At 64.1% G+C, this 24,233-nt stretch carries 23 protein-coding genes; 5 read left to right on the top strand and 18 right to left on the bottom strand.

Annotation, left to right across the window (positions count from 1 at the left end; translation table 11 throughout):
• The first annotated feature begins 50 nt into the window (after positions 1-50).
• The 4 genes from M8J71_RS13480 (at position 51) to M8J71_RS13465 (ending at position 2,884) form a co-directional block, all read left to right on the top strand.
• The gene (locus M8J71_RS13480) at positions 51-923 is read left to right on the top strand and encodes a hypothetical protein (RefSeq protein WP_256248372.1); all 873 of its coding nucleotides are present in this window, start codon (positions 51-53) and stop codon (positions 921-923) included.
• 65 nt (positions 924-988) lie between these two features.
• Positions 989-1,612, top strand: coding sequence for a hypothetical protein (locus M8J71_RS13475; protein ID WP_256248371.1), 624 nt, complete (start codon positions 989-991; stop codon positions 1,610-1,612).
• Positions 1,613-1,618: 6 nt separating this feature from the next.
• Complete coding sequence (locus tag M8J71_RS13470; RefSeq protein WP_256248369.1) at positions 1,619-2,263, top strand: hypothetical protein; 645 nt, start codon at positions 1,619-1,621, stop codon at positions 2,261-2,263.
• Between the two features lie 9 nt (positions 2,264-2,272).
• On the top strand, positions 2,273-2,884 hold the full coding sequence (locus M8J71_RS13465; protein ID WP_256248368.1) for a hypothetical protein: 612 nt from the start codon (positions 2,273-2,275) through the stop codon (positions 2,882-2,884).
• A 2-nt stretch (positions 2,885-2,886) separates the two neighbouring features.
• Here M8J71_RS13465 and M8J71_RS13460 read toward each other — a convergent pair whose 3' ends face one another.
• From M8J71_RS13460 to M8J71_RS13445, 4 genes are all read right to left on the bottom strand, one after another.
• Positions 2,887-4,746: an ABC transporter ATP-binding protein gene (locus tag M8J71_RS13460; RefSeq protein WP_256248367.1), complete on the bottom strand. Its 1,860-nt coding sequence runs from the start codon at positions 4,744-4,746 to the stop codon at positions 2,887-2,889.
• An 84-nt stretch (positions 4,747-4,830) separates the two neighbouring features.
• A complete protein-coding gene (gene guaB, locus M8J71_RS13455; protein ID WP_163162037.1) occupies positions 4,831-6,342 on the bottom strand; it encodes an IMP dehydrogenase in 1,512 nt (503 codons plus the stop codon).
• 229 nt (positions 6,343-6,571) lie between these two features.
• Entirely contained in the window at positions 6,572-8,650 is a 2,079-nt protein-coding gene (locus tag M8J71_RS13450) for an acyltransferase family protein (RefSeq protein ID WP_256248366.1), read from the bottom strand.
• A 162-nt stretch (positions 8,651-8,812) separates the two neighbouring features.
• Complete coding sequence (locus tag M8J71_RS13445) at positions 8,813-10,336, bottom strand: ATP-dependent DNA ligase (RefSeq protein WP_256248364.1); 1,524 nt, start codon at positions 10,334-10,336, stop codon at positions 8,813-8,815.
• A gap of 86 nt (positions 10,337-10,422) precedes the next feature.
• On the opposite strand from M8J71_RS13445, the gene M8J71_RS13440 reads away from it, so the two are divergent.
• Complete coding sequence (locus M8J71_RS13440) at positions 10,423-11,025, top strand: dihydrofolate reductase family protein (protein WP_256248363.1); 603 nt, start codon at positions 10,423-10,425, stop codon at positions 11,023-11,025.
• A gap of 435 nt (positions 11,026-11,460) precedes the next feature.
• Here M8J71_RS13440 and M8J71_RS13435 read toward each other — a convergent pair whose 3' ends face one another.
• From M8J71_RS13435 to M8J71_RS13370, 14 genes are all read right to left on the bottom strand, one after another.
• On the bottom strand, positions 11,461-12,138 hold the full coding sequence (locus M8J71_RS13435) for a hotdog domain-containing protein (protein WP_256248362.1): 678 nt from the start codon (positions 12,136-12,138) through the stop codon (positions 11,461-11,463).
• Between the two features lie 168 nt (positions 12,139-12,306).
• On the bottom strand, positions 12,307-13,479 hold the full coding sequence (locus M8J71_RS13430; protein WP_256248361.1) for a mandelate racemase/muconate lactonizing enzyme family protein: 1,173 nt from the start codon (positions 13,477-13,479) through the stop codon (positions 12,307-12,309).
• A gap of 132 nt (positions 13,480-13,611) precedes the next feature.
• Positions 13,612-13,788 (bottom strand): hypothetical protein, encoded by a 177-nt coding sequence (locus M8J71_RS13425; RefSeq protein WP_256248360.1) that lies wholly within the window; start codon positions 13,786-13,788, stop codon positions 13,612-13,614.
• Positions 13,789-14,082: 294 nt separating this feature from the next.
• Entirely contained in the window at positions 14,083-14,511 is a 429-nt protein-coding gene (locus M8J71_RS13420; RefSeq protein ID WP_256248359.1) for a universal stress protein, read from the bottom strand.
• Positions 14,508-14,762, bottom strand: a complete 255-nt coding sequence (locus M8J71_RS13415) for a hypothetical protein (RefSeq protein ID WP_256248358.1) — start codon at positions 14,760-14,762, stop codon at positions 14,508-14,510. The genes M8J71_RS13420 and M8J71_RS13415 overlap by 4 nt, the downstream gene beginning before the upstream one ends.
• Positions 14,723-14,869, bottom strand: a complete 147-nt coding sequence (locus M8J71_RS13410; RefSeq protein ID WP_256248357.1) for a hypothetical protein — start codon at positions 14,867-14,869, stop codon at positions 14,723-14,725. The genes M8J71_RS13415 and M8J71_RS13410 overlap by 40 nt, the downstream gene beginning before the upstream one ends.
• Before the next feature lie 264 nt (positions 14,870-15,133).
• The gene (gene guaB / locus M8J71_RS13405; RefSeq protein WP_256248356.1) at positions 15,134-16,645 is read right to left on the bottom strand and encodes an IMP dehydrogenase; all 1,512 of its coding nucleotides are present in this window, start codon (positions 16,643-16,645) and stop codon (positions 15,134-15,136) included.
• A gap of 11 nt (positions 16,646-16,656) precedes the next feature.
• A complete protein-coding gene (locus M8J71_RS13400) occupies positions 16,657-17,037 on the bottom strand; it encodes a hypothetical protein (RefSeq protein WP_256248355.1) in 381 nt (126 codons plus the stop codon).
• Positions 17,038-17,062: 25 nt separating this feature from the next.
• Complete coding sequence (locus tag M8J71_RS13395; RefSeq protein ID WP_256248354.1) at positions 17,063-18,703, bottom strand: DUF5597 domain-containing protein; 1,641 nt, start codon at positions 18,701-18,703, stop codon at positions 17,063-17,065.
• Positions 18,704-18,783: 80 nt separating this feature from the next.
• A complete protein-coding gene (locus M8J71_RS13390) occupies positions 18,784-19,815 on the bottom strand; it encodes a Gfo/Idh/MocA family protein (protein WP_256248353.1) in 1,032 nt (343 codons plus the stop codon).
• Between the two features lies 1 nt (position 19,816).
• Positions 19,817-21,340: an MDR family MFS transporter gene (locus tag M8J71_RS13385; protein WP_256248352.1), complete on the bottom strand. Its 1,524-nt coding sequence runs from the start codon at positions 21,338-21,340 to the stop codon at positions 19,817-19,819.
• Entirely contained in the window at positions 21,337-22,230 is an 894-nt protein-coding gene (locus M8J71_RS13380; protein ID WP_256248351.1) for a sugar phosphate isomerase/epimerase family protein, read from the bottom strand. Before M8J71_RS13380 ends, M8J71_RS13385 begins: the two co-directional genes overlap by 4 nt.
• Positions 22,227-22,631, bottom strand: coding sequence for a C-glycoside deglycosidase beta subunit domain-containing protein (locus M8J71_RS13375; RefSeq protein WP_256248350.1), 405 nt, complete (start codon positions 22,629-22,631; stop codon positions 22,227-22,229). Before M8J71_RS13375 ends, M8J71_RS13380 begins: the two co-directional genes overlap by 4 nt.
• A 7-nt stretch (positions 22,632-22,638) precedes the next feature.
• Positions 22,639-24,192 (bottom strand): GMC oxidoreductase, encoded by a 1,554-nt coding sequence (locus tag M8J71_RS13370; RefSeq protein WP_256248349.1) that lies wholly within the window; start codon positions 24,190-24,192, stop codon positions 22,639-22,641.
• Positions 24,193-24,233: the final 41 nt, after the last annotated feature.

Here is a 24,233-nt window from a genome sequence, read left to right as displayed (position 1 = left end):
GGCCGGGGGCTGGGAAAACGCTCCCGTGCCCGATTCCGAGGAGAACAACCATGGCCCCTGGCCTTTACGGTGCCGACATAGAACAGTTGCGCTCGCTCTCCAAGTCCATGGGACAGTCAGGGCAGCAGTTGCTGAACACGGAGCGCCTGGTCAGCAGCCTGGTCTCAAACGCCGCCTGGAAGGGCAACGACGCGGGCAACTTCCGCCGCGAGTGGAGCAGCAGCCTGCGCCCCATGCTCAACAAGGCGTCCCAGTCGCTGATCGACGCATCACGGACTCTCTTGACGCAGGCCGATGAACAGGAAAATGCCAGCACCAACGGGGGCACGGCCGGTTCCGGACCGGGAGCCGCAACCAGTCCGGCAGGGCCCGGAAATCCCGGGGCAACTCCGTCCACCGGAGTTGAAGGCATCCTCTCCGTCGCCGGGAGCCCGGAATGGTGGGCCGCCAACGCTGCGGTGACCGGGGCAGGCCTCTACACGGACAGCCTCCTGGCCACCATGGCCAAAGGCGACCTCCTCACGAAACTGACCAACTGGCCCTGGCTAAGCGCCCAGTACGCCCAAGCTCCCGGGGTTGGCTACGTCCGGGGAACGCAGTTCCTCAACGGCACGTCGATGCTGGGACGCCTTTCCGGCGGACTCGGCATGGTCACAGGTGTGTTGCAGATCGGGCAGGGCTACACAACGGGCAACACCGGGATGGCGATCGACGGCAGCATCTCAACCGTCCTGGCAGCGGGAAGCTTCATCCCAGGCGCCGGCCCCTTCTTCGCTGTCGCCGGCATCGCCTGGGGCGGCATGGGCCTCCTTGCCACGAACCTGGGTTACGGTTCAGCCTCCGAAATGGTGGGCGATGCGGCGGCAAAGACCGTCGATGCCGTAGCCGACGGCGCCAAGAAGGTCTGGGGCTGGCTCACCTGACACCCCGGCTTCCCTGGAAGCTTCCATAGAATATGACCCGAGACCCTGTCTACCCAAAGGCTGCTGTGACCATTCAAGAAGACGCACCCCTGCTCATCACTGAACACGAACTCATTGCCCTGATCGCCCTGGCGGGAACCAGCGGGGCACTCAGGTGCCGGAGTCTGTTCAGGCTCGACGACGCCGCAGGTGCACCGCTGGAGCAGGCGGGAGTCGCGACGCTCCTGGAACGGGGCCTCATGAAGGTGGAAGGCGAGAGCCTCGTCCCGGCAGGTCCCGCCGCCGGCGTCGCGGCTGTCTTGGCAGCCTCCAATGCCTGGCTCGAGGCCGCCCTGGTAACACCCAAAGCGGAACATGTCTACTTTCTGTTCGGTTCCGGGGAAGGTGCACTGATCCTCAGCCTCAGCAAATACGGCGTCCACGAGCTGCGGCCACTGACCGACGCCGACGGCATGTTCAAAACAGCCATCGAAATGGTCACCTTTTATCTGGGCTCGGCCCCGGACGGACGCCCCGCTGCGGCAACGCTCCGCCGGCACCTTGCGGATAAGTCCTTCCATGCAGTCCACGTCAAGGCCGGCCGGGACGGCTCGCTGGAAATGGCATCAGGTGAGGGGGAAGGCCTGGCGACAGAGCCCCTGCCTTCCGACCAACTCGAGAACCGGGTACGCAAAGCCCTGGGTCTCTAGGCCGCCATGACAAGTCCAATCCCCTACGACGCCCGGCCCGTCCATCCCCTCGAGTACTGGCTCTCCCCCGATCTGGCCCGGGTGAGCCCACCCAATGCCCCATCCCGATTGCGGCAACTGGCGGACGCCCAGGGCACCCTGGCCGCGGGCTGGAGCAGTGCAATCGCCGGCGGACCTGTCCTTGCTTTGGCTGGCGCGTTCTATTCAGCTACGTCAGGAAATCCTGCCGCGTTTGCGGTCCTCGGCCCCCTGGGTGCCGCCCTGACGGCGCTCGGCCTCTCCTTCTGGAAACGGGTACGCGCAACGCTGCCCAATACCGATAAGGCCCTTATCACCCGCGGACCTGGATCCGCCCGTGGCGGCATCGTCATGGTGTCAGTACTGGCGGTCATCCTGGGCGGGATCCTCTCGACGTTCCTGCCGGCGGCCGCTTCCAGGGGAGACGGCACGGCCCTGGTACTGGCCGGCACCTTCCTGCTGATCGTGGCCCTCCTGGTGGCCTGCATCCTGGTCCCCTCCGTGGTACTGGGCCGGGCCCGGCAATCCTTCCGGCAACGGGTCCAAGTGAACCCGGAACTCCGCAGGGCAGTGGAACAGGACCTGGCCGTGTGGCACGATCCCTACGGCACCGCAGGCTACGGCCCGCTCTGAGGTGACCGTGTGGGCAGGCGCTGGGTTTTCGACGGGCACATTGCCGGGATCGGCACGTCCTCCGGCCTTCGGGCCGTGGTAGGGATGTGGCAGCACTCCCCTTTCGGAGCCTTCGCGGACGTCATGGTCCAGCAGGCGTCCGGGCACCGGCTGCTGCTGGCGCCGAGCCAGGAAGTGGCCGGCTTCATTTCCACCACCTATAGCTTCGACGAAGTCCAGGTTCTGGACATGTCAGCGGAGCTGGACGGTCATCGGCTCACCGTGTCCGCCGGTCCCCTTGCGGTCCGGGCCGAGGTAGGAGGCAGAACCTTGCTGGGGACCGCGCTGCGGGCAGTGCCGCGGCGCCTCGCTGTGCATCCGCGGTGGCTGAGCAGCGTCAGCCCGCTGGCGGCTTTGGCCGCCCCCGGCGCCCGCACGTTCGGTACTGCCGGCAACGGCAGGCTCGAGTACTACGGAGTGAGCGACCTGCACTACGTCACCTCCGCCGTCGTGACCTGGGAAGGGGCCGACGCCGGGACGCTTGCACCCATCCGGCCGGCGGTGACGTTTGGGTTCAGCAGCGTCCCGCCGCGTCCCAGCGTTGCCCGCGTGCGCACAACGGTGGTAGAGGCTTGGGGCTGACCTCAGACTCCCTCGGCTTCCTCTACGCTGAGCTGCGACTCGAACATCCGGAAGTAGCGGCCGCGAAGCGCAACAAGCTCCTTGTGGGTCCCCTGCTCCACGATCTGCCCGTCTTCCAGCATGTACACGATGTCCGCCTTTTCGATGGTGGCGAGGCGGTGGCTGATGGCGATGATGGTGCTGCTTCGGTCCGCAAAGAGACGGGTGAAGATGCGGTGCTCGGCGAGGGCATCGATGGCCGACGTCGGTTCGTCCATCACCATGAACGAGGCGTCCCGATAGAAGTTGCGGGCCATTGCCAGCCGCTGCCATTGGCCGCCGGAGAGTCCGCTGCCTTTGCGGCCCCGGGGATCCTCCATCCAGTTGCTGACGTGGTTTTCCAGGCCGTTGGGCAGCTTGTTGATGAAGTCCAGCGCCTCCGCATCTGCTGCGGCCCTGCGGATGCGGGCGTCGTCCCGGGGTGAGTCAACATCACCGAAGTAGATATTTTCGGCGGCAGTGGCGAACTCGTACTTGAGGAACTCCTGGCTCAGCACCGCGAGGTGCCTGTGCCAGGAGGTGACGTCGACGGCGGCGAGGTCCACGCCGTCGAGCATTACCTGGCCGGAATCCGGGCGGTAGAGTCCGGCCAGGATCCGGATCAGGGTGGACTTCCCGGCGCCGTTCTCCCCCACGATGGCGATGTGCTGGCCTTCGCTGATGGTCAGGTTGATCCCGCGGATCACCTCGATGTCGCTGCCCGTGTAGGTGAAGCGGATGTCCTTCAGTTCCACGGTTTTTGGGGATTCGAGCAGTGGAGGCGCGTGCTCGGAATGCACCGGCAGGGCCATAAACAGTTCGTAGTCCTTGAGGTTCGCCAGGTCCTCGTCGATGGAGCTGAGGGAGGACACCAGGTTGTTGGCCGTGGACAATGCCCGGCTGACGATCTGCTGCACATAGAGGAACTGGCCGACGGGCTGCGCGCGGGCGATGATCTGCCCCACCACCCAGATCAGCGAGACCACCTCCGCGCCGTATTGCAGGGCATCAGCGGCGAGCTGCTTAGGGATGTACCGGCGCTGGAAATCAAGACGGCGGCGCTCGTCAGCGTCGCGGAGGCGGGAGCGGAGGTCCATCAGGAAGCCCACGATGCCGTAGAGGCGCATCTCGGCAATATGCTGCGGCCGCAGGAGGTTTTGTTCGATCATCCGCCGCTGCCGCCGCGAGTCCACCTGCGTGTTCCAGTGCGCTATCTGCTCCCGGGACAGTTTGAACTGCAGGTAGACGCTGGGCACGATGGCCACCAGGACAATCACCGCAATCCACCAGCTGACCAGGAGCAGTGCTCCGACGGCCAGGATGACCGAGACGAGCTGGGTGAAGATCGCCGCGATCCTGTCCAACACCCGGGCGTAGGAGTCCGAGAAGCGCTTGGCGCGGTCGTAGAGGTCAACGGTTTCTTTGTCGTCGTAGCGCCAGAATTCGAGGGCAAGGAACCGCTCGTACATCTGGTCGCCCACGATGGCCCCCACCTTGAAGCTCATCAGCTGCTGGATGTAGCGGTCCACGCTGGTGAAGGCACCCCAAAAAAGACCCAGGGCGGCGGTGATGATGACGTAAACAATCGCGAGCTGGCCGGCTGCGGCGTCACCGGAGTACGCGGCAGCCAGCGCGGTGGTGGTCAGCGCAGCGAAGTAGGTGGTGACCAGCGGCAGCACAGCCGAAATCAGCGAGCCGAGCACCTTCATGACCACGGCGCCCGGGGAGGCCCGGAAGCTCACCCGGAGGACCTGGGCTACAGCGCGTGCGTAGGGCCGGAGGGCCAGGCGGCGCTGGGGTTCCCGTTTAGGGCTCAGTTCAGCCGGGTGGCTTGGTGCAGGCATGGATTCAGCCTAGTACCGGGCACAGACGCCGGCAGGCCATGGAGCGCGAACTCCATGGCCTGCCGGATATGGTGTGGACCGGTGTCAGCGGGAACCGTAGTTCGGCGCCTCGACGGTCATCTGGATGTCGTGCGGGTGCGATTCCTTCAGCCCTGCGGGGGTGATCCGGACAAACTTGCCGCGGGCCTTCAGCTCAGGGATGGTGGGGGCACCGGTGTAGAACATGGTCTGGCGCAGGCCGCCCACCAACTGGTAGGCCACGGAAGCCAGCGGACCGCGGTAGGCAACACGGCCTTCGATGCCCTCCGGAATGAGTTTGTCGTCGCCCGAGACGTCGGCCTGGAAGTAGCGGTCCTTGGAGTAGGACGTGTTCTTGCCGCGGGACTGCATGGCACCCAGGGAGCCCATGCCGCGGTAGGACTTGAACTGCTTGCCGTTCACGAAGATCAGCTCGCCCGGTGACTCGTCGCAGCCGGCCAGCAGCGAGCCCAGCATCACCGTGTCAGCACCGGCAACCAGCGCCTTGCCGATGTCGCCCGAGTACTGCAGGCCGCCGTCGGCGATCAGCGGAACGCCTGCCGGAATGGCTGCCTTGGCGGATTCGTAGATGGCGGTGATCTGTGGGACGCCCACACCGGCCACCACGCGGGTGGTGCAGATGGAGCCCGGCCCCACGCCCACCTTGATGCCGTCGGCGCCGGCGTCGATCAGGGCCTGGGCCCCTTCGCGGGTGGCGGCCTGGCCGCCGATGACGTCAACGTGCGCCGCCACGGGATCGGACTTGAGGCGGCGGATCATGTCCAGCACGCCCTGCGAGTGGCCGTTCGCGGTGTCCACGAACAGGGCGTCGACGCCGGCATCAACCAGTGCCATGGCGCGCTCCCAGCCGTCCCCGAAGAAGCCGATGGCGGCGCCAACGCGGAGGCGGCCTTCGTCGTCCTTCGTGGCCAGCGGGTACTGCTCGGCCTTGGTGAAGTCCTTGGTGGTGATCAGGCCCTTGAGGCGGCCCTGCTCATCAACGAGGGGAAGCTTTTCGATCTTGTTGGTGGCCAGCTTGTGCGAGGCTTCCTCGCGGCTGATGCCAACGTGACCGGTGACCAGGGGCATCTTGGTCATAACGTCGCTGACCAGCCGCAGCGGGAAGTCGGATTCGGGCACAAAGCGGGTGTCGCGGTTGGTGACGATGCCCAGCAGGCGGTTGTCCTCGTCCACCACCGGCAGGCCGGACACGCGGTACTGGGCGCAGAGGTCATCCAGCTCGCGCAGGGTTGCCTCCGGCCGGATGGTCAGCGGGTTGGTGATCATCCCGGACTCGCTGCGCTTGACGCGGTCCACCTGGTCCGCCTGGTCTGCGATGGACAGGTTGCGGTGCACCACACCCAGGCCGCCCTGGCGGGCCATCGCGATGGCCATCCGGGACTCCGTCACGGTGTCCATGGCTGCGGACAGCAGGGGCGTCTGGACGGTGATGCGCTTGGAGATCCGGGAGGACGTATCCGCTTCGGAAGGGATGACCTCGGTGTGGCCCGGCAGGAGCAGGACGTCGTCGTAGGTCAGGCCGATGAAGCCAAAGGGGTTGTGTTCGGGCTCGGTCATGAATGCGCCTCTTACCATGGTTGCTGTGCGGGTAGGGGTTGCAGCCGATGACCAGCCCGTCATTACGGGACTGGCCTGTGCAGAAGATCGGGACCACCACTGCATGCGGCGCTCCGGGTTCAGAAAGTGTTGAGTAAATATTAGAACCTCGGCGCCGATCCCCCTATTCCATGCCGGCAATGTGAGCAACCACACCAACGCCAGCCCCACAGCGGGATGCTGTGCAGGGTCAGTTCCAGCCGGTCGCGGCCAGGAGCCGCTGTTCGAACATGGGAATCATGGTTTCCACATAGGTCCGGGTGAGGTGGTTGTCGTCCTTGTAAACGTAGACATTTCCCACCACGCCCGGGCAGATGCCGCGCGCGCAGATGAAGTCGCTCAGATCCATCAGGTGCAGCCCCTCCACCTGGCCCGAGTAGTTTTCGAGCGGAGATGGGTCCACCAGGGATTCTTCCAGAGACACGCTGCATTCCGGGGCGTCCGGGCCGTTGCGCTGGATGCACTCGGGCATGTTGAACGTAAAGCGGGGGTTGTCCCGGATGCCGATAATCTCGATCCCGGCGTCAGCAAACGGCCGGACCCCCTCCAGGTAACCCGGGACTTCGGTTTCGAACGGGGCTTCCTCATGGGTCAGTGATGCCACCGTGAACACTGCGTCGGGCTTGTGTTCCAGGACGTAGGCGGCGCTGGCCTGGTTGTAGGCGTTGCATTCCGCGTTCCTCTCCACTGACTCGGCTCCAAAGCGGCACGCCGGCATCAGCAGCGTCACCAGTTCCCAGCCCCGCGCAGCCGCAATCGGTGCCAGCGCACCCAGGTACTGCTGGGAGTGGGAGTCGCCAAGGACCACAATACGTTTGGTGACCTCCCCTTCCGGGACCTCCTGCCGGCATCCTTCGAGGACGGGGTCACTGGTGGCATTGGCTCCGGTGCAGGGGGCTTGGATGCCGGCCCAGTCGTTGTCCAGCGCGGCCGGCCCCGGAATGATCTTGGCGTCAGGATCGGGCAGCGGGGCGTGCTCCGGGTTCAGGGCCGCCGCCCCGGGCGTGAGCTCCCGCGGCTGGGCCGCCGTCGCGCTTTCCTCTGCGGTGAGCGTGGTCTGCCAGACGGCCACGGGACCGGCGAGGATGGCCCCACAGGCCACAATGACGACGGCGGTGCGCCAGGCCCGGAGTTTGGGCCAGTGCCAGTCGCGAAGCGGCTTTTCAACGAAGCGGGTGGTCAGGACAGCGAGGACGACCGATGCGCCCACGATCCCCAGTCCCTGGGCCAGGTTGGGTGCGTCCACACCGGTGGCGGCGAGCGCAAGAACCAGGACGGGCCAGTGCCACAGGTACAGTGCATAGGAGTTATCTCCCAGCGCCACCAAGGGCTTGCTGCCCAGGAACGTGTCCACACCGTAGCGGCTGCCGGATTGTCCCGCAACGATAATTGCAGCCGCCGCCAGGGTTGGCCACAGCGCCACGAAACCTGGGAAAGACCGGTCCACGGTCAGCAGCAGGCCGCAGGAGACCATGGCTGCCAGCCCCGCCCAGCCCAGTATGACCCGCAGGGCCCGGGCAGGCTTGAGGTAGGGCAGCGCAAGTGCCAGGAGCGACCCAAGTGCGAACTCCCAAAGGCGGGCCCTGGTGTCAAAGTAGGCGTACGCCTGGTTGGTGGCGGTTTGCTCCACGGAGTAGGCCAGCGAAAAGGCGAAGACCGTGCCAAAAACCAGCGCCAGCAGCCCCCGGTAATTCACCCTGTGAAGTGCCGGGACGCGGCCCACCAACGCCAGCAGCGCCGCGGTGCCGGCGAAGATCAGCGGCCACAGGATGAACACCTGGCCCTGGATGGACAGCGACCAGAAGTGCTGGAGCGGGCTGGCGCCGGCATGGTCCTGGGCGTAGTAGTCCACAGCGGTATCAGCGAGCAGCCAGTTCTGGTTGTACAGCAGCGACGCCCAGGCCTGGTCCAGCACCTGTGGCCAGCGGCTCTGCGGCAGGATCAGCCACGTCCCCGCGAGGACACCGAGGATCACCACAACGGCGGCCGGGAGCAGCCGTTTGAACAGGTGCAGCCAGTGCCCCAGGAGCCCGAAAGGGCGCCCTGACTCCGCTTTCCGGACAAAGGAAAGCGTGAGCAGGAAAGCCGAGATCAGGAGGAATATGTCCACTCCACCCGATACCCGGCCAAGCCACACATGGTAGGCCACCACCATCAGTACTGCGAGCGCGCGGAGGCCCTGGACTTCGGGACGGAAAGTGGGTTTCCGGCTCTTGGCATCGGCTCCGGAAGGCGGTCCGGCTGCAACCGCTGTTCTCGCTACTGACACTAAAAGACCTCACAGGCGCATAGGCAAAACATCAATTCTACCCAATTGGCGTATTTTCCCGGCCAGGTACCGCGCACCAGATGACGTCGCAGGCACCTCCCCGACCCAACCCTGGCCGTAGCTCCAGCACAGCTTGGGCGCGCCCGGGGGTTCCTTTTCCCGCTACGAACGCAGCAGCGCCCGCAGTGTCTGGATGGTGTCGGCTTCGGCAGCTGTCTTGTCGTCGCGGTAGCGTTTCACGCGCGCGAACCGCAGGGCGATTCCGCCGGGATAGCGCGAGGATTGCTGCACGCCGTCGATCGCGATCTCCACCACGGTGACGGGCTCCACCCAGACGGTGCCCGCCGTTCGCCGCACCTCCAGCTCCTGGAAGCGCCCTGTCTGCCATTGCAGCAGGGCGTCCGTGAGGCCCTTGAAGGTTTTGCCCACCATGACGTAGCCGCCGGGTTCGCCGAACTCGCCGGTGGGGTCGAGGGCTCCCAGGTGCAGGTTCGACAGCAGCCCGGTGCGCCGTCCTGACCCCCATTCGCACGCGAGCACCACCAGGTCGTAGGTGAGCACCGGCTTCACCTTGACCCAGTTCGAACCTCGGCGGCCCGCCGCGTAGGCCGAACCAACGGCCTTTACCACCACGCCCTCATGGCCTGCGGCCAGCGCATCCCGGGCCACTTCTTCAGCTACGTCCGCATCCGCCGTGATCTCCCCAGGAATCCGATACCCGGGAGCGATGCGCTCGAGCACCTCGATGCGGGTCGTCAGCGGATCGTCGAGCAGGTCCCGCCCGTCGACGTGCAACACGTCAAAGAACCACGGATGCAGCAAGGTGTCGCGCACGGCATCCGCCCCGAACCGCGACATGGTCTCCTGGAACGGCCGCGGGCCACCGTCCTCGTTGAGGGCCAGGGTCTCGCCGTCGAGGATCACATCGCGCACGGGCAGTCCGCGCACCACGTCGACCACCTCGGGCAGCCGGTGGGTAACCTCGGCCAGGGTGCGCGTAAAGATGCGCACATTGTCGCCGAGGCGATGCACCTGGATGCGCGCGCCGTCGAGCTTGTATTCCACCGATGCCTCCCCCGTGACTTCCAGCGCGGCACCGGCGCTGGCGGCGGTTGAGGCGAGCATGGGTTGCACAGGGCGGCCGACCACCAGGCCGACGGCGGCGAGCTGGTCCGCCGTGCCCGTCATAGCCAGGAGTGCGGTTTCGCCGAGATCACCGGAGAGCATGGCCGCGCGGCGTACAGCGTCGACGGGCCGGTCGGCGGCGCGGGCGACGGCATCGGTGAGGACGCCCTCGAGTGCACCGGTACGCAGTTCGCCGAGCAGCACGCCGGCGATGAAGGCCTGTTCGCGCTCGGTGGCGGCCGCCGTCAGCGTGCGGAGGGTCGCGGCGCGCTCGGCGGCAGACCCAGCGCCTGAGGTAACGAGCAGCCGGTCCAGCGCTGCGTCCAGGTCGGCGACGGTCAGGCTCGGTTCAGCGGCTGGCTTCCCCATGGCCGCTGACATGCCGCGCCAACCGACCCCTACCCGGCCCTGCCGCGGCCTGGCGGTCAGCAGGCCGACCGCCGTGGCGATGTCAGCGGGCTCGAGCCTGCGCAGCAGATCTGCGAGTGCATCGACCTTGGCGAGCCGGGAGCGCGTGGACGCCACGGCATCCGTAGTTCTCACAAGCTCATCGAGCAGCATGGCACCAGTGTGCCACGCCGGCCGACGCCGGGTAGGGAGGCCGGGCAATGCTGGACAGCACCGGAGGGCAGTTCCAGACTGGACGCATGGGAATCATCGTCGCGAACCTGTTCCTGACCCTCGACGGCGTCTACCAGGGACCGGGCGGCCGCGAAGAGGACACCGAGGGCGGCTTCGGTCTGGGCGGCTGGCAGATGCCCGTATCCGACGACGAGGCTGGGGCTGCCATCGAGGCTGAGATCAGCCTCATCGATGCCCTGCTTCTCGGCCGGAAGACCTACGACATCTTCGCCAGCTACTGGCCCCACCAGTCCGGCGACATCGGCGGCACGCTCAACCGGGTGCCGAAGTTCGTTGTTTCCAGCACCCTGACCGCTCCGGCCTGGGCGGGCACGACAGTCCTGCCGGACGCCACGGCTGCAGGCCGGCTCCGAGAGGAGTACGACCAGGTGCACATGTTCGGCAGCGGCGTCCTTATCCGTTCACTGCTCGCGGCAGACGTACTGGACCGACTCCACCTCTGGCTGTACCCCGTCACGCTCGGGCAGGGCAAGCGCCTCTTCGACGCCGGGACCATCCCCGCCTCCTTCCGCCTCGCCGAGCCTGCCCGCAGCTTCCCGAAAGGGGCGGTGTCGCTGGTGTACGAGCGCGCCGGCGAGGTTAAAACGCAGGACATGGCGGACATGTGATGGGAAGGTCCGGGCGGGTGGACGAACTGGTCCGTCTAACGCCCCATCAGCTCCTCCCGCTTTCCGGCCAACGCCCCATCAGCTCCTGCGGCTTTCCATCCAACGCCCCATCAGCTCCTGCGGCTTTTGGCGCCTCGCTCCATCACTAACTAATGAAGTCCGACGGCGGTGCTCCCGCAGGCATATGCTTTCGGCGCCTTCGGTTGACCCAAAGGTGATGGAGGGTTGCCCGATTGGCTGCAGGACGTGATGGAGGGTTGCCCGATTGGCTGCAGGACGTGATGGAGGGTTGCCCGATTGGCTGCAGGACGTGATGGAGGGTTGCCCGATTGGCTGCAGGAGCAACCAGGACCGGCAGTGGAACACCACAGGGCAGCGAGGCCCCGGCAATCCACCATGCCCGCAACCCGCAAAATCACCGAAAATGGAATCAGGCTACCCGCCCCAGCGGACCGGTGGATTCAGGCTAAGGAGTACAGCACAGGTCCCTGCGGCTTCATCAATCCAGCGCATAACAGTACCGCCGTGGGCGTTGCCCGCCCAGTTCGCGGTTTCCTGACCTGCCACGAACCGGAGCGTACTTCCGGGCCCGGTTCCTTGGCCGGAATACAGCTCAGCCAGCATCGCCTCTTTGATCCGCATCCGCACGGGAATCCGCTGAAGAGCAAGTTGCTGCCTGGCCTCGTCGTCCCGAGTTTTGGGCTGCCAGGGCCGGACCCCGTGAGGTTTACCCTGCTCATCCACTGCCACAAAGACAAGGATGCAGTGCATGGCACGGGTGTACTCGGCCTCGTCCAAAGAACGCGCGTGAACGGAGACCAGAACATGAATGCTGGACCTACCTGTGTGAATGATCCTCGCATCGACTTCAACGACGTCGCCCGGGCCAATACTCCCGTCGTAGTGCACGTTGCCGACGTAAGCCGTGACACAGTAACTGGAGCTCCAGGCCACGGCGCAGGCGTAGCCCGCGCGGTCAATCCATTCGAGAACGCGGCCGGCATTCACTTGCCCGCCACCATGATCCATGTCCTGAGGGGCGGTGAGAAACCGCAGGATCAACCGGTCATCAGTGACCGCAGGTGATCCCTGCGTCAACGTGGCAGAAATCATCGTTTCCGTTCTTAAGTATTCTCAGACCGCCGTGCCGCAGCCCCGCGATGGGGTCGAAGTGCACCCAGCTGCAGCCAGGATCGCCGTCCAGGGGTCACCGCAAGGGCGGCCTTGCGCCATCACGCCCCGCCACCGATGGCGATGCGTTCCATGATGCTGGACTGTGTTTTAGGTTGGAGTGCCGGGACGTGCTCGGGCTGCATACGCGTTAAGTACCGTCCAGTCAGGTTCAAAGCCCGTGCCCGGGCTATCCGGGATGCGTACCCGGCCCTCACGGGGGATGGGGGTAGCGATGCCCGGGAAGGCTTCGGGTTCGACGTAGAGATGCTCAAGCTTCGGATCACCGGGAGCCGCAGAGAGCAGTTGAAGCGTTGCCCAGTATCCGGGGCCGAAGTAGGGCGAGTGCGGCATGCACACGATGCCGCGCTGCTCGGCCTCGTTCACAACTGCCATGAATTCAGTGATCCCGCCGATCTTTGTCACCGAGGGTTGGGGGTGCTGGACGGAATCGGCCTGCATCATTTTGTGGAACTCGTAGCGGGTGCATGCGTTCTCTCCGGCGGACAGCGGGATGCTGGTCGCCGCTGCAAGCTGGGCAAGCGCTTCGAAGTCCTCAGGAGGGTAGATGGGCTCCTCGAGCCAGTCAATGCCGATTGCTTCCAGTGCGGGCAACTGCTCGCGTGCTTCGTCCAGGCTCCAGGCGCAGTTTGCATCCACAGTGAGCTCGATTTCCGCACCTACGCCTTCGCGGCCGGCGCGGATAATCTCCGGGAGCGTCTCGTGCAGCTTAACCGAGGTGTAACCTGCTTCGACAGCCTGTCGTGCCCGATCGTGGACGACCTCCGCCTGGCCGTAGTGGACGAGGCTGGCGTAGGCGGCAACTTCAGCACGCTTTCGACCGCCAAGCAGCTCTGCAAGGGGCACCCCGGCTGATCGGGCCTTCCTGTCCCACAGGGCGATGTCAGCTCCGGAAACCGCGAACATTGCAATGCCGTAGCGGCCAAACAAGTGTATGTTCTGCTGCACCCTGCGCATCAGGCCCGGGACATCGCCGGCGTCCTGGCCCATAAGGAGCGGAGCCACCATGGTGCGAAAAGCCTCCGCAACCGCTGACCGGCAGCTGTAAGCAAAGCATTCTCCCCAGCCGCTGATCCCGTCAGCCGTGGTAATGCGCACGATGACCCCGTCGAAACGGTTCCACCGACCGGCAGGAGCCCCATAACCAGTGCTGCCGTCGTCAAAAGGGATATCGAGTTCGTAAACTTCCACGCCCACGACGGTCGAGGCGCCATAAGCCAGGGCAGCTGCCCCCACCGTCTCAACTCGCTGATCCAAAACCATGATCTTCTCTTTCCTCCGAGGTACGAGCCGTGAAGCGCAGGGACTTAATGCACCACGCGTCGAGACGATGATGCCGGCGAACCAGGCCGTAGAACCTGCTCTAAGTAAGATACCGTAAAGTCCCGATAAATGCTATCGCATCCCGATTAACGGGATTGGCTTTTGGTGGGTCGACCTGCCAGAGGCTTTGTGAAGGTCTGCAGTGAGGCCACGCCGCTGCTCGCCGAACATCTGCAGGTACTCGATGATCTCGGTGTCGCCGTAGGTTTCTCCGACTCCGTACTGACCGCCCTGAGTTTCGATCCTCATCACCCCCGTGGATGGCTGGTGGACCCCTTGCAAATTCAGCAGGGGGCATCCTCTATGAGGATGGGGGTTACGCTGACGCGAGTGATCGTAAACTCCGGGTTTGCCATATTTTTTTGGGATGCCGCCCTTTCCGGGCCAGACGTGTTCAGACTTAGGCCGGGGGGGTTCGGACGTGATCGTGCTGGAAGAATGCCGGCGCGGTCCACAGGGTCTCCCCGCCTTTACCCCTGTGAACCAGCGTCGGGAACCGCGGGCAAGGTCCGGCTGACGTATGCGTTGGTCCGCGGGATGTTCTTATTCATGGTGGCGGGGCCTCTTGTGGCGGCCGTCAGTCGCGGCTTTGACGGCGACGACGGGGATAGCGGAGTCGAGAATGATTTGCTGGGCGGTGCTGCCCATGATGAATTTGCCCACGGGGGAACGGTGACGGGTGCCGATGATGATCATGCTGGCCTCGTGATGTTCGGCCGTGTTCAGGATCTCCTCGACAGCTTCCTTGCCGCGGCTGGGCTGTTCCAGGACGTGGTCGATTCCGCTGGAGGCCAGCTGTGCGTCGAGACTGTTTAGTTGCTCGTCGCTGGCGAGCCGTGCATCTACCCGGGCTGCGCCCTTGGATGAGTTGACGACAACGAGGCGTTCTCCGCGTAGTTTCGCCTCCGAAATGCCGAAGGCGAGTGCTGCCTCGGAGGCTGGGGTGGGGGTGTAGGCGACGACGATTGTCATTTCTTGCCCTTCTCGTTGATCAGTTCCGGAGCGTTCTCCGGGTGGCCGGATTCGACGGCTTCAGTGATGGCGACCCGTCGGTCCCGCAGCTTCTTAATTACCGGGAGCAGGGCAATGGTGGCGACGATCATGAGCAGCAGACCGCCGGAGATGGGGCGGGTGACGAACCCGGCGACATTGCCGTCGAAGAGGAGCAGAGACTGGCGGGCGGCTACTTCGAGCATGGAACCCAGCACGAACGCGAGCACCATGGGGCCGGGTTCAAAACTGGTCCTTTCAGGATGTAGCCGATGATGCCGAAGATGATCACTAGGAACATGTCGAAGAGACTGTTGTTGACCGTGTAGACGCCGAGCATGGTGATTGTGACGGTGATCGGGGCGAGATCTGGTCCGGGAGGACGATTCCGGCGTCGTTGTCAGCTAACTTCAGCGGGTTGAAGACGCGTAGCGGGCGCCCCTCCGCCGTCCAGCTTCTCGCATCTCGATATATGTATCGGGTGTCGCCTTCAGAGGTGCCCCTTGGAGCCCGCGGGGAGCGCCGCCGCGATCCCTCTCAGGACTCAGCGGCGTCGGCGCATTCTTGGGGGGTTCCACCTTGCCAGCCTGCCCGGCGGTGGTCACTAGCGGGATCCGTAGTTCGGCGCCTCGCCGGTCATCTGGATGTCATGCGGGTGCGATTCCTTCAGCCCGGCCGGGGTGATCCGGACAAACTTTCCCCGGGCTTTCAGCTCGGAAATGGTGGAAGCACCGGTGTAGAACATGGTCTGCCGCAGGCCGCCCACCAGCTGGTAGGCCACCGGTGCCAGCGGGCCACGGTAGGCCACACGGCCTTCGATTCCCTCGGGAATGAGCTTGTCGTCGCCCGAGACGTCGGCCTGGAAGTAGCGGTCCTTGGAGTAGGAGGTGTTCTTGCCCCGGGACTGCATGGCACCCAGGGAGCCCATGCCCCGGTAGGACTTGAACTGCTTGCCGTTGACGAAGATCAGCTCGCCCGGCGACTCGTCGCAGCCGGCCAGGAGGGAGCCGAGCATCACCGTATCGGCGCCGGCCACCAGCGCCTTGCCGATGTCGCCCGAGTACTGCAGGCCGCCGTCGGCAATGATCGGCACACCGGCCGGTATGGCAGCCTTGGCGGCTTCGTAGATCGCAGTGATCTGAGGAACGCCCACACCGGCCACCACACGGGTGGTGCAGATGGAGCCCGGCCCAACGCCCACCTTGATGCCGTCAGCACCGGCGTCGATCAAGGCCTGGGCGCCTTCACGGGTGGCGGCCTGGCCGCCAATGACGTCCACATGGGCCGCCACAGGATCGGACTTCAGGCGCCGGATCATATCCAGCACGCCCTGCGAGTGGCCGTTCGCGGTGTCCACGAACAGGGCATCGACGCCGGCATCAACCAGTGCCATCGCCCGCTCCCAGCCGTCCCCGAAAAAGCCGAAGGCGGCACCCACACGGAGCCGGCCCTCGTCGTCCTTCGTGGCCAACGGGTACTGCTCCGCCTTGGTGAAGTCCTTGGTGGTGATCAGGCCCTTCAGCCGGCCCTGCTCATCCACCAGCGGCAGCTTTTCGATCTTGTTGGTGGCCAGCTTGTGCGAGGCTTCTTCACGGCTGATGCCCACGTGCCCGGTGACCAGCGGCATCTTGGTCATCACGTCGCTGACCAGCCGCAGCGGGAAATCGGACTCCGGCACAAAGCGGGTGTCGCGGTTGGTGACAATGCCCAGCAGCCGGTTGTCCTCGTCAACAACCGGCAGGCCGGACACGCGGTACTGCGCGCACAGACCATCCAGCTCGCGCAGCGTGGCCTCGGGCCGGATGGACAGCGGGTTGGTGATCATGCCCGACTCACTGCGCTTGACCCGGTCCACCTGGTCCGCCTGGTCAGCGATGGACAGGTTGCGCTGCACCACGCCCAGGCCGCCCTGGCGGGCCATGGCGATGGCCATCCGGGACTCGGTCACCGTGTCCATGGCCGCCGACAGCAGCGGGGTCTGCACAGTAATCCGCTTGGAAATCCGCGAGGAGGTGTCGGCCTCGGACGGGATGACGTCCGTGTGCTCCGGCAGGAGCAGGACGTCATCGTAGGTCAGGCCGATAAAGCCAAAGGGGTTGTGTTCGGGCTCGGTCATAAATGCGCCTCTTACCTTGGTTGCGTGCGGGTAGGGGTTGCAGCCGATGACCAGCCCGTCAGCGCGGTGAGCAACTGCTGGCCTGTCCAGTCGGCCTCTTTGGTTTCCAGATCTCCGAATTGAAAGGCACCGCCATGCATCCACACTAATGCTTGTGCGGAATGAGCTTCATCGGACGGTTCTGCAGGGGTGTAAATGCGAACTGGTACCGACACATGGGGGCCGGGCAAGGAAACCATCCGGGTTGTGGCAGTCGGTGGGGGAGTCGCGTCCGGGTAGGCATCAAAGGCCTCCATCTGCGCCCTCGTGGGCGGCTCGCTGAGACCACTTTTAATGACGGGGATTCCGTTCAGCAAGGGGAGCCGGGCGGCGATGTCGGGATGAAACGGCATAGGGTTCCTTTCCTGATGCTTCCGGCTAGCTGACGGCGCTGACGAGGAGTCGGACCCTCACGGCGCTGATGTGCTTGTCGGAAAGGATCTCAAGGCGCTCGTCTCCGTTGAGGAATCGTCCTTCCTGTAGCCCGGCGTCGGTCACCAGCAATTCCCTCACTGAATCAAGCTCAACGTCACACCCGGGCTTGTGGAAGTCCACCTGCGCTCCTTGGCCCACCACGATGAACTCGGTGGGATTGATGGCCAGGACCATCCCGAAGGGACGGGCGTCTCCTGGGGTGGGGCCATGGGTAGCGGCAACCGTTTCTTCCAGGAGTTCGGGTGCCGGTGGGACCCGCACACCTGCGTCCAGGAGCATGCCTTCGAGGAGCTTCCTGGAATTGCGAACAGTGATGCCGGTATCCATCAGGTCGGCTCGGATGGATTCCTCGTCTGGGTCTAGGGCGAAACCAAAAATCCTGCCGTCGCGTTGGCCATCCACTATCTCTGGAGTAAGGGAAGTAATGATGGAGCAGGCGGTGCTGAATTGGTTGCCTTCCCTGCCTTCTTCCACACCGAAGACGTTGTAGCCGAGGCCTCTAAAGCCGCCGATTGCCAGAAACGCATCTCCGGCGCGAAAACGCGCTTCAGGGATGAACAAGGGATTGGAATCGGTGGCGTATTGCCGCATGACTTCTGCCGAGTTGGGAACGTAAATATCCGGTGCCAGGAAGTCGATGGCTGGCGCCGCGGCCCGCCACACGGGGACCATCCGGGCGGTTGGTCCGCCGCTTGGGTACTGGCCGGGCAGGTCCTGACCACGTTGGGGGCCGATCCAGGCGTTTGCGTATGCGGGGAGGGGAAGTACTTCTTTTCCGGCAGCCGCCAGACCTCCCACAAAGGATGCAAATCCCCACGCCATAAAGGTCTCTTCAGCAATGGGGTTGTCGTCGCCGAAATGGTCCGCCCAGGTCCTGCTGCTGTCCGGATTTGCGCCAAGGGCCTGTACAAGCTCAGGATCAAAGGAATCCGGAGCTTCGGAGACCGCAGTCATCAGTTGCTCGGGCAGCGGTGCGTTCCACGCGGCCTCGGCCAGCGCGCTGTGGTCTCTTCCTGCACCCAACAGCCCCACTTCGTTTTCAACCTGAACCATGATGACTGTATGGTCCGGATCGATCAGGGCGACATGCCTCAACAGGGCCGTGTAGGCAGTTCGGTCCGCTTCGAAAAGATCGCGAGAGAAGACGGACAAGCTTGGCCGCGGCATTGATCCGGGATAGGAGAAGGGGGTCTTCAGCGGTTTCGCGCCCCTGTCCGCGCGCGGAAAACGGTCACGATCAGCGCGAACCCAGCTGGGGGCATAAGTGGAAAAGGCGTTCTTGAAGGCCCCAAACCAGATCATTACCAGACGGACCCCAGTGGACCGGGCGTCTTCCACTAATCCGTCCACGATCGACAAGTCGAGTTGTCCCTCCACCGGTTCTATTTGTTCCCAGGTCACTGGAGCGATGACGGTGTTGATCCCTGTCTTTGCAACCTTGTCCCAGATGGGGGACATATGGCTCCGGTCGGATGCACTCGAATTATGCAGTTCACCCCCGATGCAGAGAAACGGCTTCTCCTCAACGATGAGCCGGGTGTGGTTGCCTATCCGCTCGAGTCGCGGGAGGTTCTCGTATGGCATGGTAGGTGTCCTTAATACTTGTGTAGCGAGTTTAAGTTGTGTCCCGGGTCATGGTTGCCGGGATTCACTCCGGCTGGACATTAACTTTCAGGGTGAAGATCCTCCTGAGAAGGGTTGTGAATCTGGTGCCTTATTAGGTCAAGCGTTCGCATGATGGCCAAAGAGTCGATGAGGGGCATCACGGAACTCTCCGACCTACCCGCTTCGAGAAGCGCGTGGAACTCGAGAATTTCGTATTTGAGTCCGCCGCCAACAATGGGGGCTTGGATGCGGTGGGACTGCATGAGTCCCGGCCCCGAGGGGTTGTAGCGTGAAACAGTCAGCTCGTGTGGACAATGGTGCGGGGCCGGCAGTTGGATGTAGCCCTCGGTCCCCAGTATCCGTGCGTCATTGGGAAGCACTGTGGACATTGAGGAGCTGATGTTTCCAGTTGCACCGTCACCGAAGGACAAAAGCGCCGTTGTGTCCAGGTCCACCCCGCTGGTGCTGCTGCGGCCGACCGCGGCGACGGCCGGCTCATTGCCGAGGAGCCAGTGTGAGAGCTGAACGGGGTAAACGCCCATCTCCAGCAGGCTTCCCCCGCCCAGCGCGGGATCGTACAACTGTGGCCGTGCCCGCGGACCGGCCTCCGGAATCGGGAAACCGAAGGACGCTTCAACCTTTCGAACCTCCCCGATGGCGCCGTCGTCCACCAGCCGCTTCAGCTCAACGTAGGCAGGAAGGAAGCGGGACCACATGGCCTCCATCAGGACTGTCCCGGTGCGCTTGGCGGTTCGAGCCAGGTCCAGGGCTTCAGCGTGGGTGGAGGTAAAGGGTTTTTCCACCAGGACGTGTTTGCCCGACTCCATAAACAGCGTGGCGTGCTCATGGTGCAGTCCTGCCGGGGTGGAAACGTACACCGCGTCTATGGTGTGGTCACGGGCGAGGTCTTGAAATGACAGGTGCTGGTTCGGGATGCCATATTCGGAACAGAACTTTTCTGAGGCTGCGGTGGTACGGGATGCAGCAGCAGTGAGCGAGGCTGAGGGTACTTCAGCCAGGGTCCGCGCGAATTCACGGGCGATGGTTCCCGTGCCGGCAAGCCCCCATCTCACATTCGTGGTGTCGGGCATGCTAATCCTTCGCTTGCAGTGCCAGGTTGGCAGGGTTGTCTGCGGGAGCGGTGGCTTCGTCCGAAAGGCGTCCGTCAGGCAGCAGCAGCGCTGCAATGAAACCCAGGATGTAGATGCCGGCCAGTGCAAGGAAAACGGGAGAAAACACGTCGTGGTAAATCGACGCTATCTCGGCCTGCAAGGCGGGGTCTGCGGCTTGGACCAAGGCCGGGGTGAGCGTGTGAGAATCGAGCCCGGCTGGCAACAGTGACGCGACCCCGAACCCCACCACACCACCCACTACGGCTGAGCCGATGGTGGATCCGATTTGGCCGCTAAGGCCGGCGGTTGCGGTTGCGGTGCCGAGTTCACTGCGTGGCGCAGCACTTTGCACGATGGCAATGGCGAGGCTCATGAACGCTCCCGTGCCGAGGCCGACGAACGCCATGATCAACGCCGGGACCCACAGCGGCGCACCCTCCGGAACTACGGACATGGCCCCGAGTCCGAGGGCTCCCAACACCGTACCGACGATCGGAAAAAGACGGTAGCGGCCTGTCCGCGAAGCGAGCCAACCCGTCACAAGATTGCCTACCAACATTCCAAGCACGGTTGCGATGGGAACCAGCCCTGAAATGGTGGCACTGACGCCGTATGCCATCTGGAAGTACGTCGGCAGGTACGCCGTAGCGGAGATGAGTCCGGCACCCATGACTGCTGATAATCCCACGCCTGCACTGAAGGTGCGGTTGCGAAACAGGTGAACCGGGATGATGGGGTTCTGCTGGCCACGCTCGACGGCGACAAGACCGGTTAACGCTGCTACGCCTGCGCCAACGGCGCTCCATGCTGATGCGTTTCCTGAGCTGAACCACGCAACTGCCAGCACCACCGCCACAAGGAGAGCTGTGAGCAGGAGTGCTCCAACGACGTCGAACCGTCTTTTGCCCGCTGGTTCGATGTGGGGAACGGCGATGACCGCAAGGAGAAGCGCGGCCAGCCCCACCGGGACGTTGATCCAAAACACCCAAGGCCACCCCAAGTGGTCTGTGATCAGACCCCCGAGGAGCGGCCCGATCAGAATCGCCACCGGAAATGCGGCGCCGATGAGTGATAGATATCGGGGACGTTGCCTTGGTGTTGTTACCTCGGCGACGATCGTCTGCGACATCAGCTGGAGACCCGCGGCGCTCATGCCCTGGAGGACCCTCGCAACGACAAGCTGGGTCATGTCATGCGCGAGTCCACAAACGAAGGAAGCGGCAACAAAGCCGACCAGCGCAACGAGGAAGACCATCCGTGGACCGACTCGATCGCCCAGCCCTCCGAGGACCGGAAGCAGGACAGTACTTGCCAGCGTGTAGCCGACCACAACCCAGCTCATGTGCTGGAGAGCTCCCAGTTCCCCGGCAACAGTGGCCAATGAAGTTGAAACGATGGTGTGATCGAGGGCTCCAAGGAATGACACCGCCAGGAGCGCTGCCATGAGGAGCCGGAGACGGGTGGGAGCGATTGGGACCGTGCTGCTGCGGCGGGCTGCGGTCACGGCGTCCCGGCGATCTCGGCCTCCAGGCGATGCAGAAGGGCATGCTGCCGGCGCACCTGTTCAATGGAACGGTAAGGCAGGCGATCGCCTTCGTACTCGCTGGACAGGTAACCTGACCATTCGTTCTCCTTCAAGGTTTGAAGGATCTCGCGCCAAGGTATCTGGCCGTCAACGAGGTTCTGGTCGATGTCGAAGAACTTGGCTTGGATGAACGATACGTAGGGGAGGACATCCACCAGATCCGACATGGGAACGGCAAGGGGTTTACGCCATCCTTCTTCCTGTGCCTCTTCGCTGAGGCCGTCATGCTTGGCGGTGGTGATTGCCCTTTGGAAGATGCCGGTGTCGATCAGCAAGCGGAAGTTCTTCGATCCGGTTCGCTCGATGAAGGCGATGTACTCATCCACCACCGGGTGCTTGATCGGTGTGGGCGCATGAATTTCCGGACAAATGATGAGGTTCAGCTCGGCTGCGAGGTCGAGGTTGCGCTCGATCACCTCTTCCCAGATCGGATGGGGACGCAGGTCCATGGACACCACACCGATCTTCGGGCGGATTGAGGTGAACCCGAGGCGATGGGCGAGCCGAAGATCACGGGCGAGCATCACAGCACCCTCATCGGCAGTCAGGTCGCGGTCACGCCACATGCTTGAGTCGATCCAGGAGCCGTAGTTGGTGGGCTCAAGCTGGTATTTCTCGAGCAGCCCGTACCAATGGTCAATCCACGCGATGGACGGCTCCGGGTAGCTGGGCACGTGGCCTTCGCCGAGGATCTCGATCCCGGTAGCGCCGATGTCAGCTATTTGTGCCATGGCGTCTTCGAGGGTCAGGACGGTGTTGATGTCACCTGTGTAGCTGTAGAGGGAGACACCGTACTTGAGGTTGCTCATGCGAGGACCGTGACCTTTCGCTGGGACGTGAAAATTGACGGTTGGAATTCTGCAGGGATGTAGGGCGCGTGCAGGGCGATGTCAACGCGGACATCATGGACACCTACGGCCAGACCGCCTGCGAGCGGCACCATGATGGTGGCCAGTTCATCGAGTTGCCAGCGGACGTCGGTGGACCGACGCAGTTCTTCGATGCTGAAAGTGCGTCCCTGGAGGGTCCAGAGCGGTACTTCCCGGTTCCACTCCTGGCCATCCACGGTGACAGCGACCCCGTCGATGAGGCTTCCCCAGAGGCCTCGGTAGTTGGGCATGCGGAGGGCTATTTCGAAACCGACCGTCTCGGTTCCTTCCTGGACGTTGCGAAAGCCGCGGCTTTGGATCAGTTCTCGTTCGAGGACCATGTTTTCCTCACTTCTCTGTGGACGTGGAGTTGATTGATTCAGCGATGTGGCGTGCACCGGCCACGGCAAGGGCCACACCAGTCAAAGTGGGGTTGCAGGCTGTGGGGGTGGGGATGACGCCGTTACCGGCAACGAACAACCCCTGAACGTCCCACACCTGTCCGGTGGGGTCGCATACGGCGGTTCCGTCGTTGGATGCCCCCATCCGCAGGGTGCCTTGGTAATGCAGCGAGGCCCCGGCAGGGAAAGTGAGCGGTTCGTCTCCGAGAGGCTCGCCCAAGGACCGGGCAGCCGCGACCACCGATTGGCGTGCTGCGGACAGGGTCTGCTCGTCACGTTCCGTGAAGGTGTAGTGGATGCTCATAACCGGCAACCCGTAGGCGTCCCTGGTGTCTTCGGAGAATTCAACGCGGTCCGACGCCTGAAGGTCCTTGGCGCAGAACCATCCAAGGCCAACGATCGAACCAGGAATGACATCCCCTGAGATTGGCACCGGCGACGCGTCGAGTTGCATAACCTGCCCATGAAAGGGCTGCTCATCGGTGAAGGGCACCCAGCTGACGCCGCTCTGGGCGGTGATGGTGGTGTCGCGGGACGAGGCAGCGGGAATATCATCCACGACGCCGGTCAAACGGACAGCATGGACAATCTGTGGCTGGTCATTCAGGTACCGGCCGAGTGCTTCGGGGCGGATACCGGACGCGAACAGCAGCTGTGGGCCGCGGAGGGCATCCGCGGCGACTACGACGTACCGGGCGGCAATTTCATGCTCGTCTCCGGTCTTCTCGTCACGGACCCGGACACCGCTGACCTCGTTCCCGGTGGTCAGCACCCGCACAACAACGCTTTCGTCGAACAAGCGGGCCTGGGGGTTGTTGCGTGTTTCGTCGCCGAACACCACGTCAGCTCCGGACCAAATGAACCTGCCGTCATCACTGCGGCGAACGGCCAGCGGCATGGGCTGCACGCGACGGTCAGGGGCGCGGCCAGCGTCGAGGGCTGAGGCCAGCCGTGATCGGACGAGGTCTGCCAGGGGAGCGTCAGCCAAGGCCTCCGCGCTCACGGAGAGGAGACGTTCTGCCTCGGTCAGGAGTTCGTCCATGTTCGGAAGAAACGCAATTCGCTCGCTCCCGCCAGGACGCGGGCAGGCGCCGGTCCAGTGCGCTGCCATTCCGCCAACATTGCTGGAAAAGGCAAGCCCCGGCAGTCCCGCCTCGCCTGGCTGTTGCCACCCGTCGTCGAGGAGAAAGGTCCCGGGCCGCACCGGGCGGGCAACGTCGCGGGCGTACCCTGCGAGGTCCCCTCCAACCGGAACGGCGCTCACTTTTCCCTCCGAGCGGCGCTGGGCAGCTTCGCGGTCCTCAAGGCTTGCGATGTTTTTGACGTGGGATCCGGGGGGATCACTGATGGTCGGTCCCGCCTCGAAGATGGCAATGGTGGCCTTGGGGCTGAGCTCGGAAAGTATCCGCGCATACGTAGCACCGGCGGGGCCGCTTCCGATGATTGCGACGTCGACGCCGGCTGGATAAGGGCGCGCTGAAGGTACCGCTGTGGTGGTCATGCTGTTCTCCAGGAGTCTGTAGAAGGGAGGGCGTCACGCCT

The organism is Pseudarthrobacter sp. R1 (assembly GCF_024494415.1).
Lineage (GTDB): Bacteria > Actinomycetota > Actinomycetes > Actinomycetales > Micrococcaceae > Arthrobacter.
Note: the sequence above shows the minus strand (reverse complement) of the source record. Positions and strands in the feature narration are given on the sequence as shown.

Bases quoted from the DNA above. Each gene is read 5' to 3' on its own strand.
- M8J71_RS13430 (WP_256248361.1), bottom strand. From the start codon at position 13,479: ATGGTTTTGGATCAGCGAGTTGAGACGGTGGGGGCAGCTGCCCTGGCT.
- M8J71_RS13460 (WP_256248367.1), bottom strand. From the start codon at position 4,746: ATGCCTGCACCAAGCCACCCGGCTGAACTGAGCCCTAAACGGGAACCC.
- M8J71_RS13380 (WP_256248351.1), bottom strand. From the start codon at position 22,230: ATGAGCAACCTCAAGTACGGTGTCTCCCTCTACAGCTACACAGGTGAC.
- M8J71_RS13415 (WP_256248358.1), bottom strand. From the start codon at position 14,762: ATGGTGCTCGCGTTCGTGCTGGGTTCCATGCTCGAAGTAGCCGCCCGC.
- M8J71_RS13400 (WP_256248355.1), bottom strand. From the start codon at position 17,037: ATGCCGTTTCATCCCGACATCGCCGCCCGGCTCCCCTTGCTGAACGGA.
- M8J71_RS13480 (WP_256248372.1), top strand. From the start codon at position 51: ATGGCCCCTGGCCTTTACGGTGCCGACATAGAACAGTTGCGCTCGCTC.
- M8J71_RS13420 (WP_256248359.1), bottom strand. From the start codon at position 14,511: ATGACAATCGTCGTCGCCTACACCCCCACCCCAGCCTCCGAGGCAGCA.
- guaB (WP_256248356.1), bottom strand. From the start codon at position 16,645: ATGACCGAGCCCGAACACAACCCCTTTGGCTTTATCGGCCTGACCTAC.
- M8J71_RS13410 (WP_256248357.1), bottom strand. From the start codon at position 14,869: ATGCTCGGCGTCTACACGGTCAACAACAGTCTCTTCGACATGTTCCTA.
- M8J71_RS13435 (WP_256248362.1), bottom strand. From the start codon at position 12,138: ATGATTTCTGCCACGTTGACGCAGGGATCACCTGCGGTCACTGATGAC.
- M8J71_RS13470 (WP_256248369.1), top strand. From the start codon at position 1,619: ATGACAAGTCCAATCCCCTACGACGCCCGGCCCGTCCATCCCCTCGAG.
- M8J71_RS13370 (WP_256248349.1), bottom strand. From the start codon at position 24,192: ATGACCACCACAGCGGTACCTTCAGCGCGCCCTTATCCAGCCGGCGTC.
- M8J71_RS13390 (WP_256248353.1), bottom strand. From the start codon at position 19,815: ATGCCCGACACCACGAATGTGAGATGGGGGCTTGCCGGCACGGGAACC.
- M8J71_RS13445 (WP_256248364.1), bottom strand. From the start codon at position 10,336: ATGCTGCTCGATGAGCTTGTGAGAACTACGGATGCCGTGGCGTCCACG.
- guaB (WP_163162037.1), bottom strand. From the start codon at position 6,342: ATGACCGAGCCCGAACACAACCCCTTTGGCTTCATCGGCCTGACCTAC.
- M8J71_RS13440 (WP_256248363.1), top strand. From the start codon at position 10,423: ATGGGAATCATCGTCGCGAACCTGTTCCTGACCCTCGACGGCGTCTAC.
- M8J71_RS13425 (WP_256248360.1), bottom strand. From the start codon at position 13,788: ATGAGGATCGAAACTCAGGGCGGTCAGTACGGAGTCGGAGAAACCTAC.
- M8J71_RS13395 (WP_256248354.1), bottom strand. From the start codon at position 18,703: ATGCCATACGAGAACCTCCCGCGACTCGAGCGGATAGGCAACCACACC.
- M8J71_RS13375 (WP_256248350.1), bottom strand. From the start codon at position 22,631: ATGGTCCTCGAACGAGAACTGATCCAAAGCCGCGGCTTTCGCAACGTC.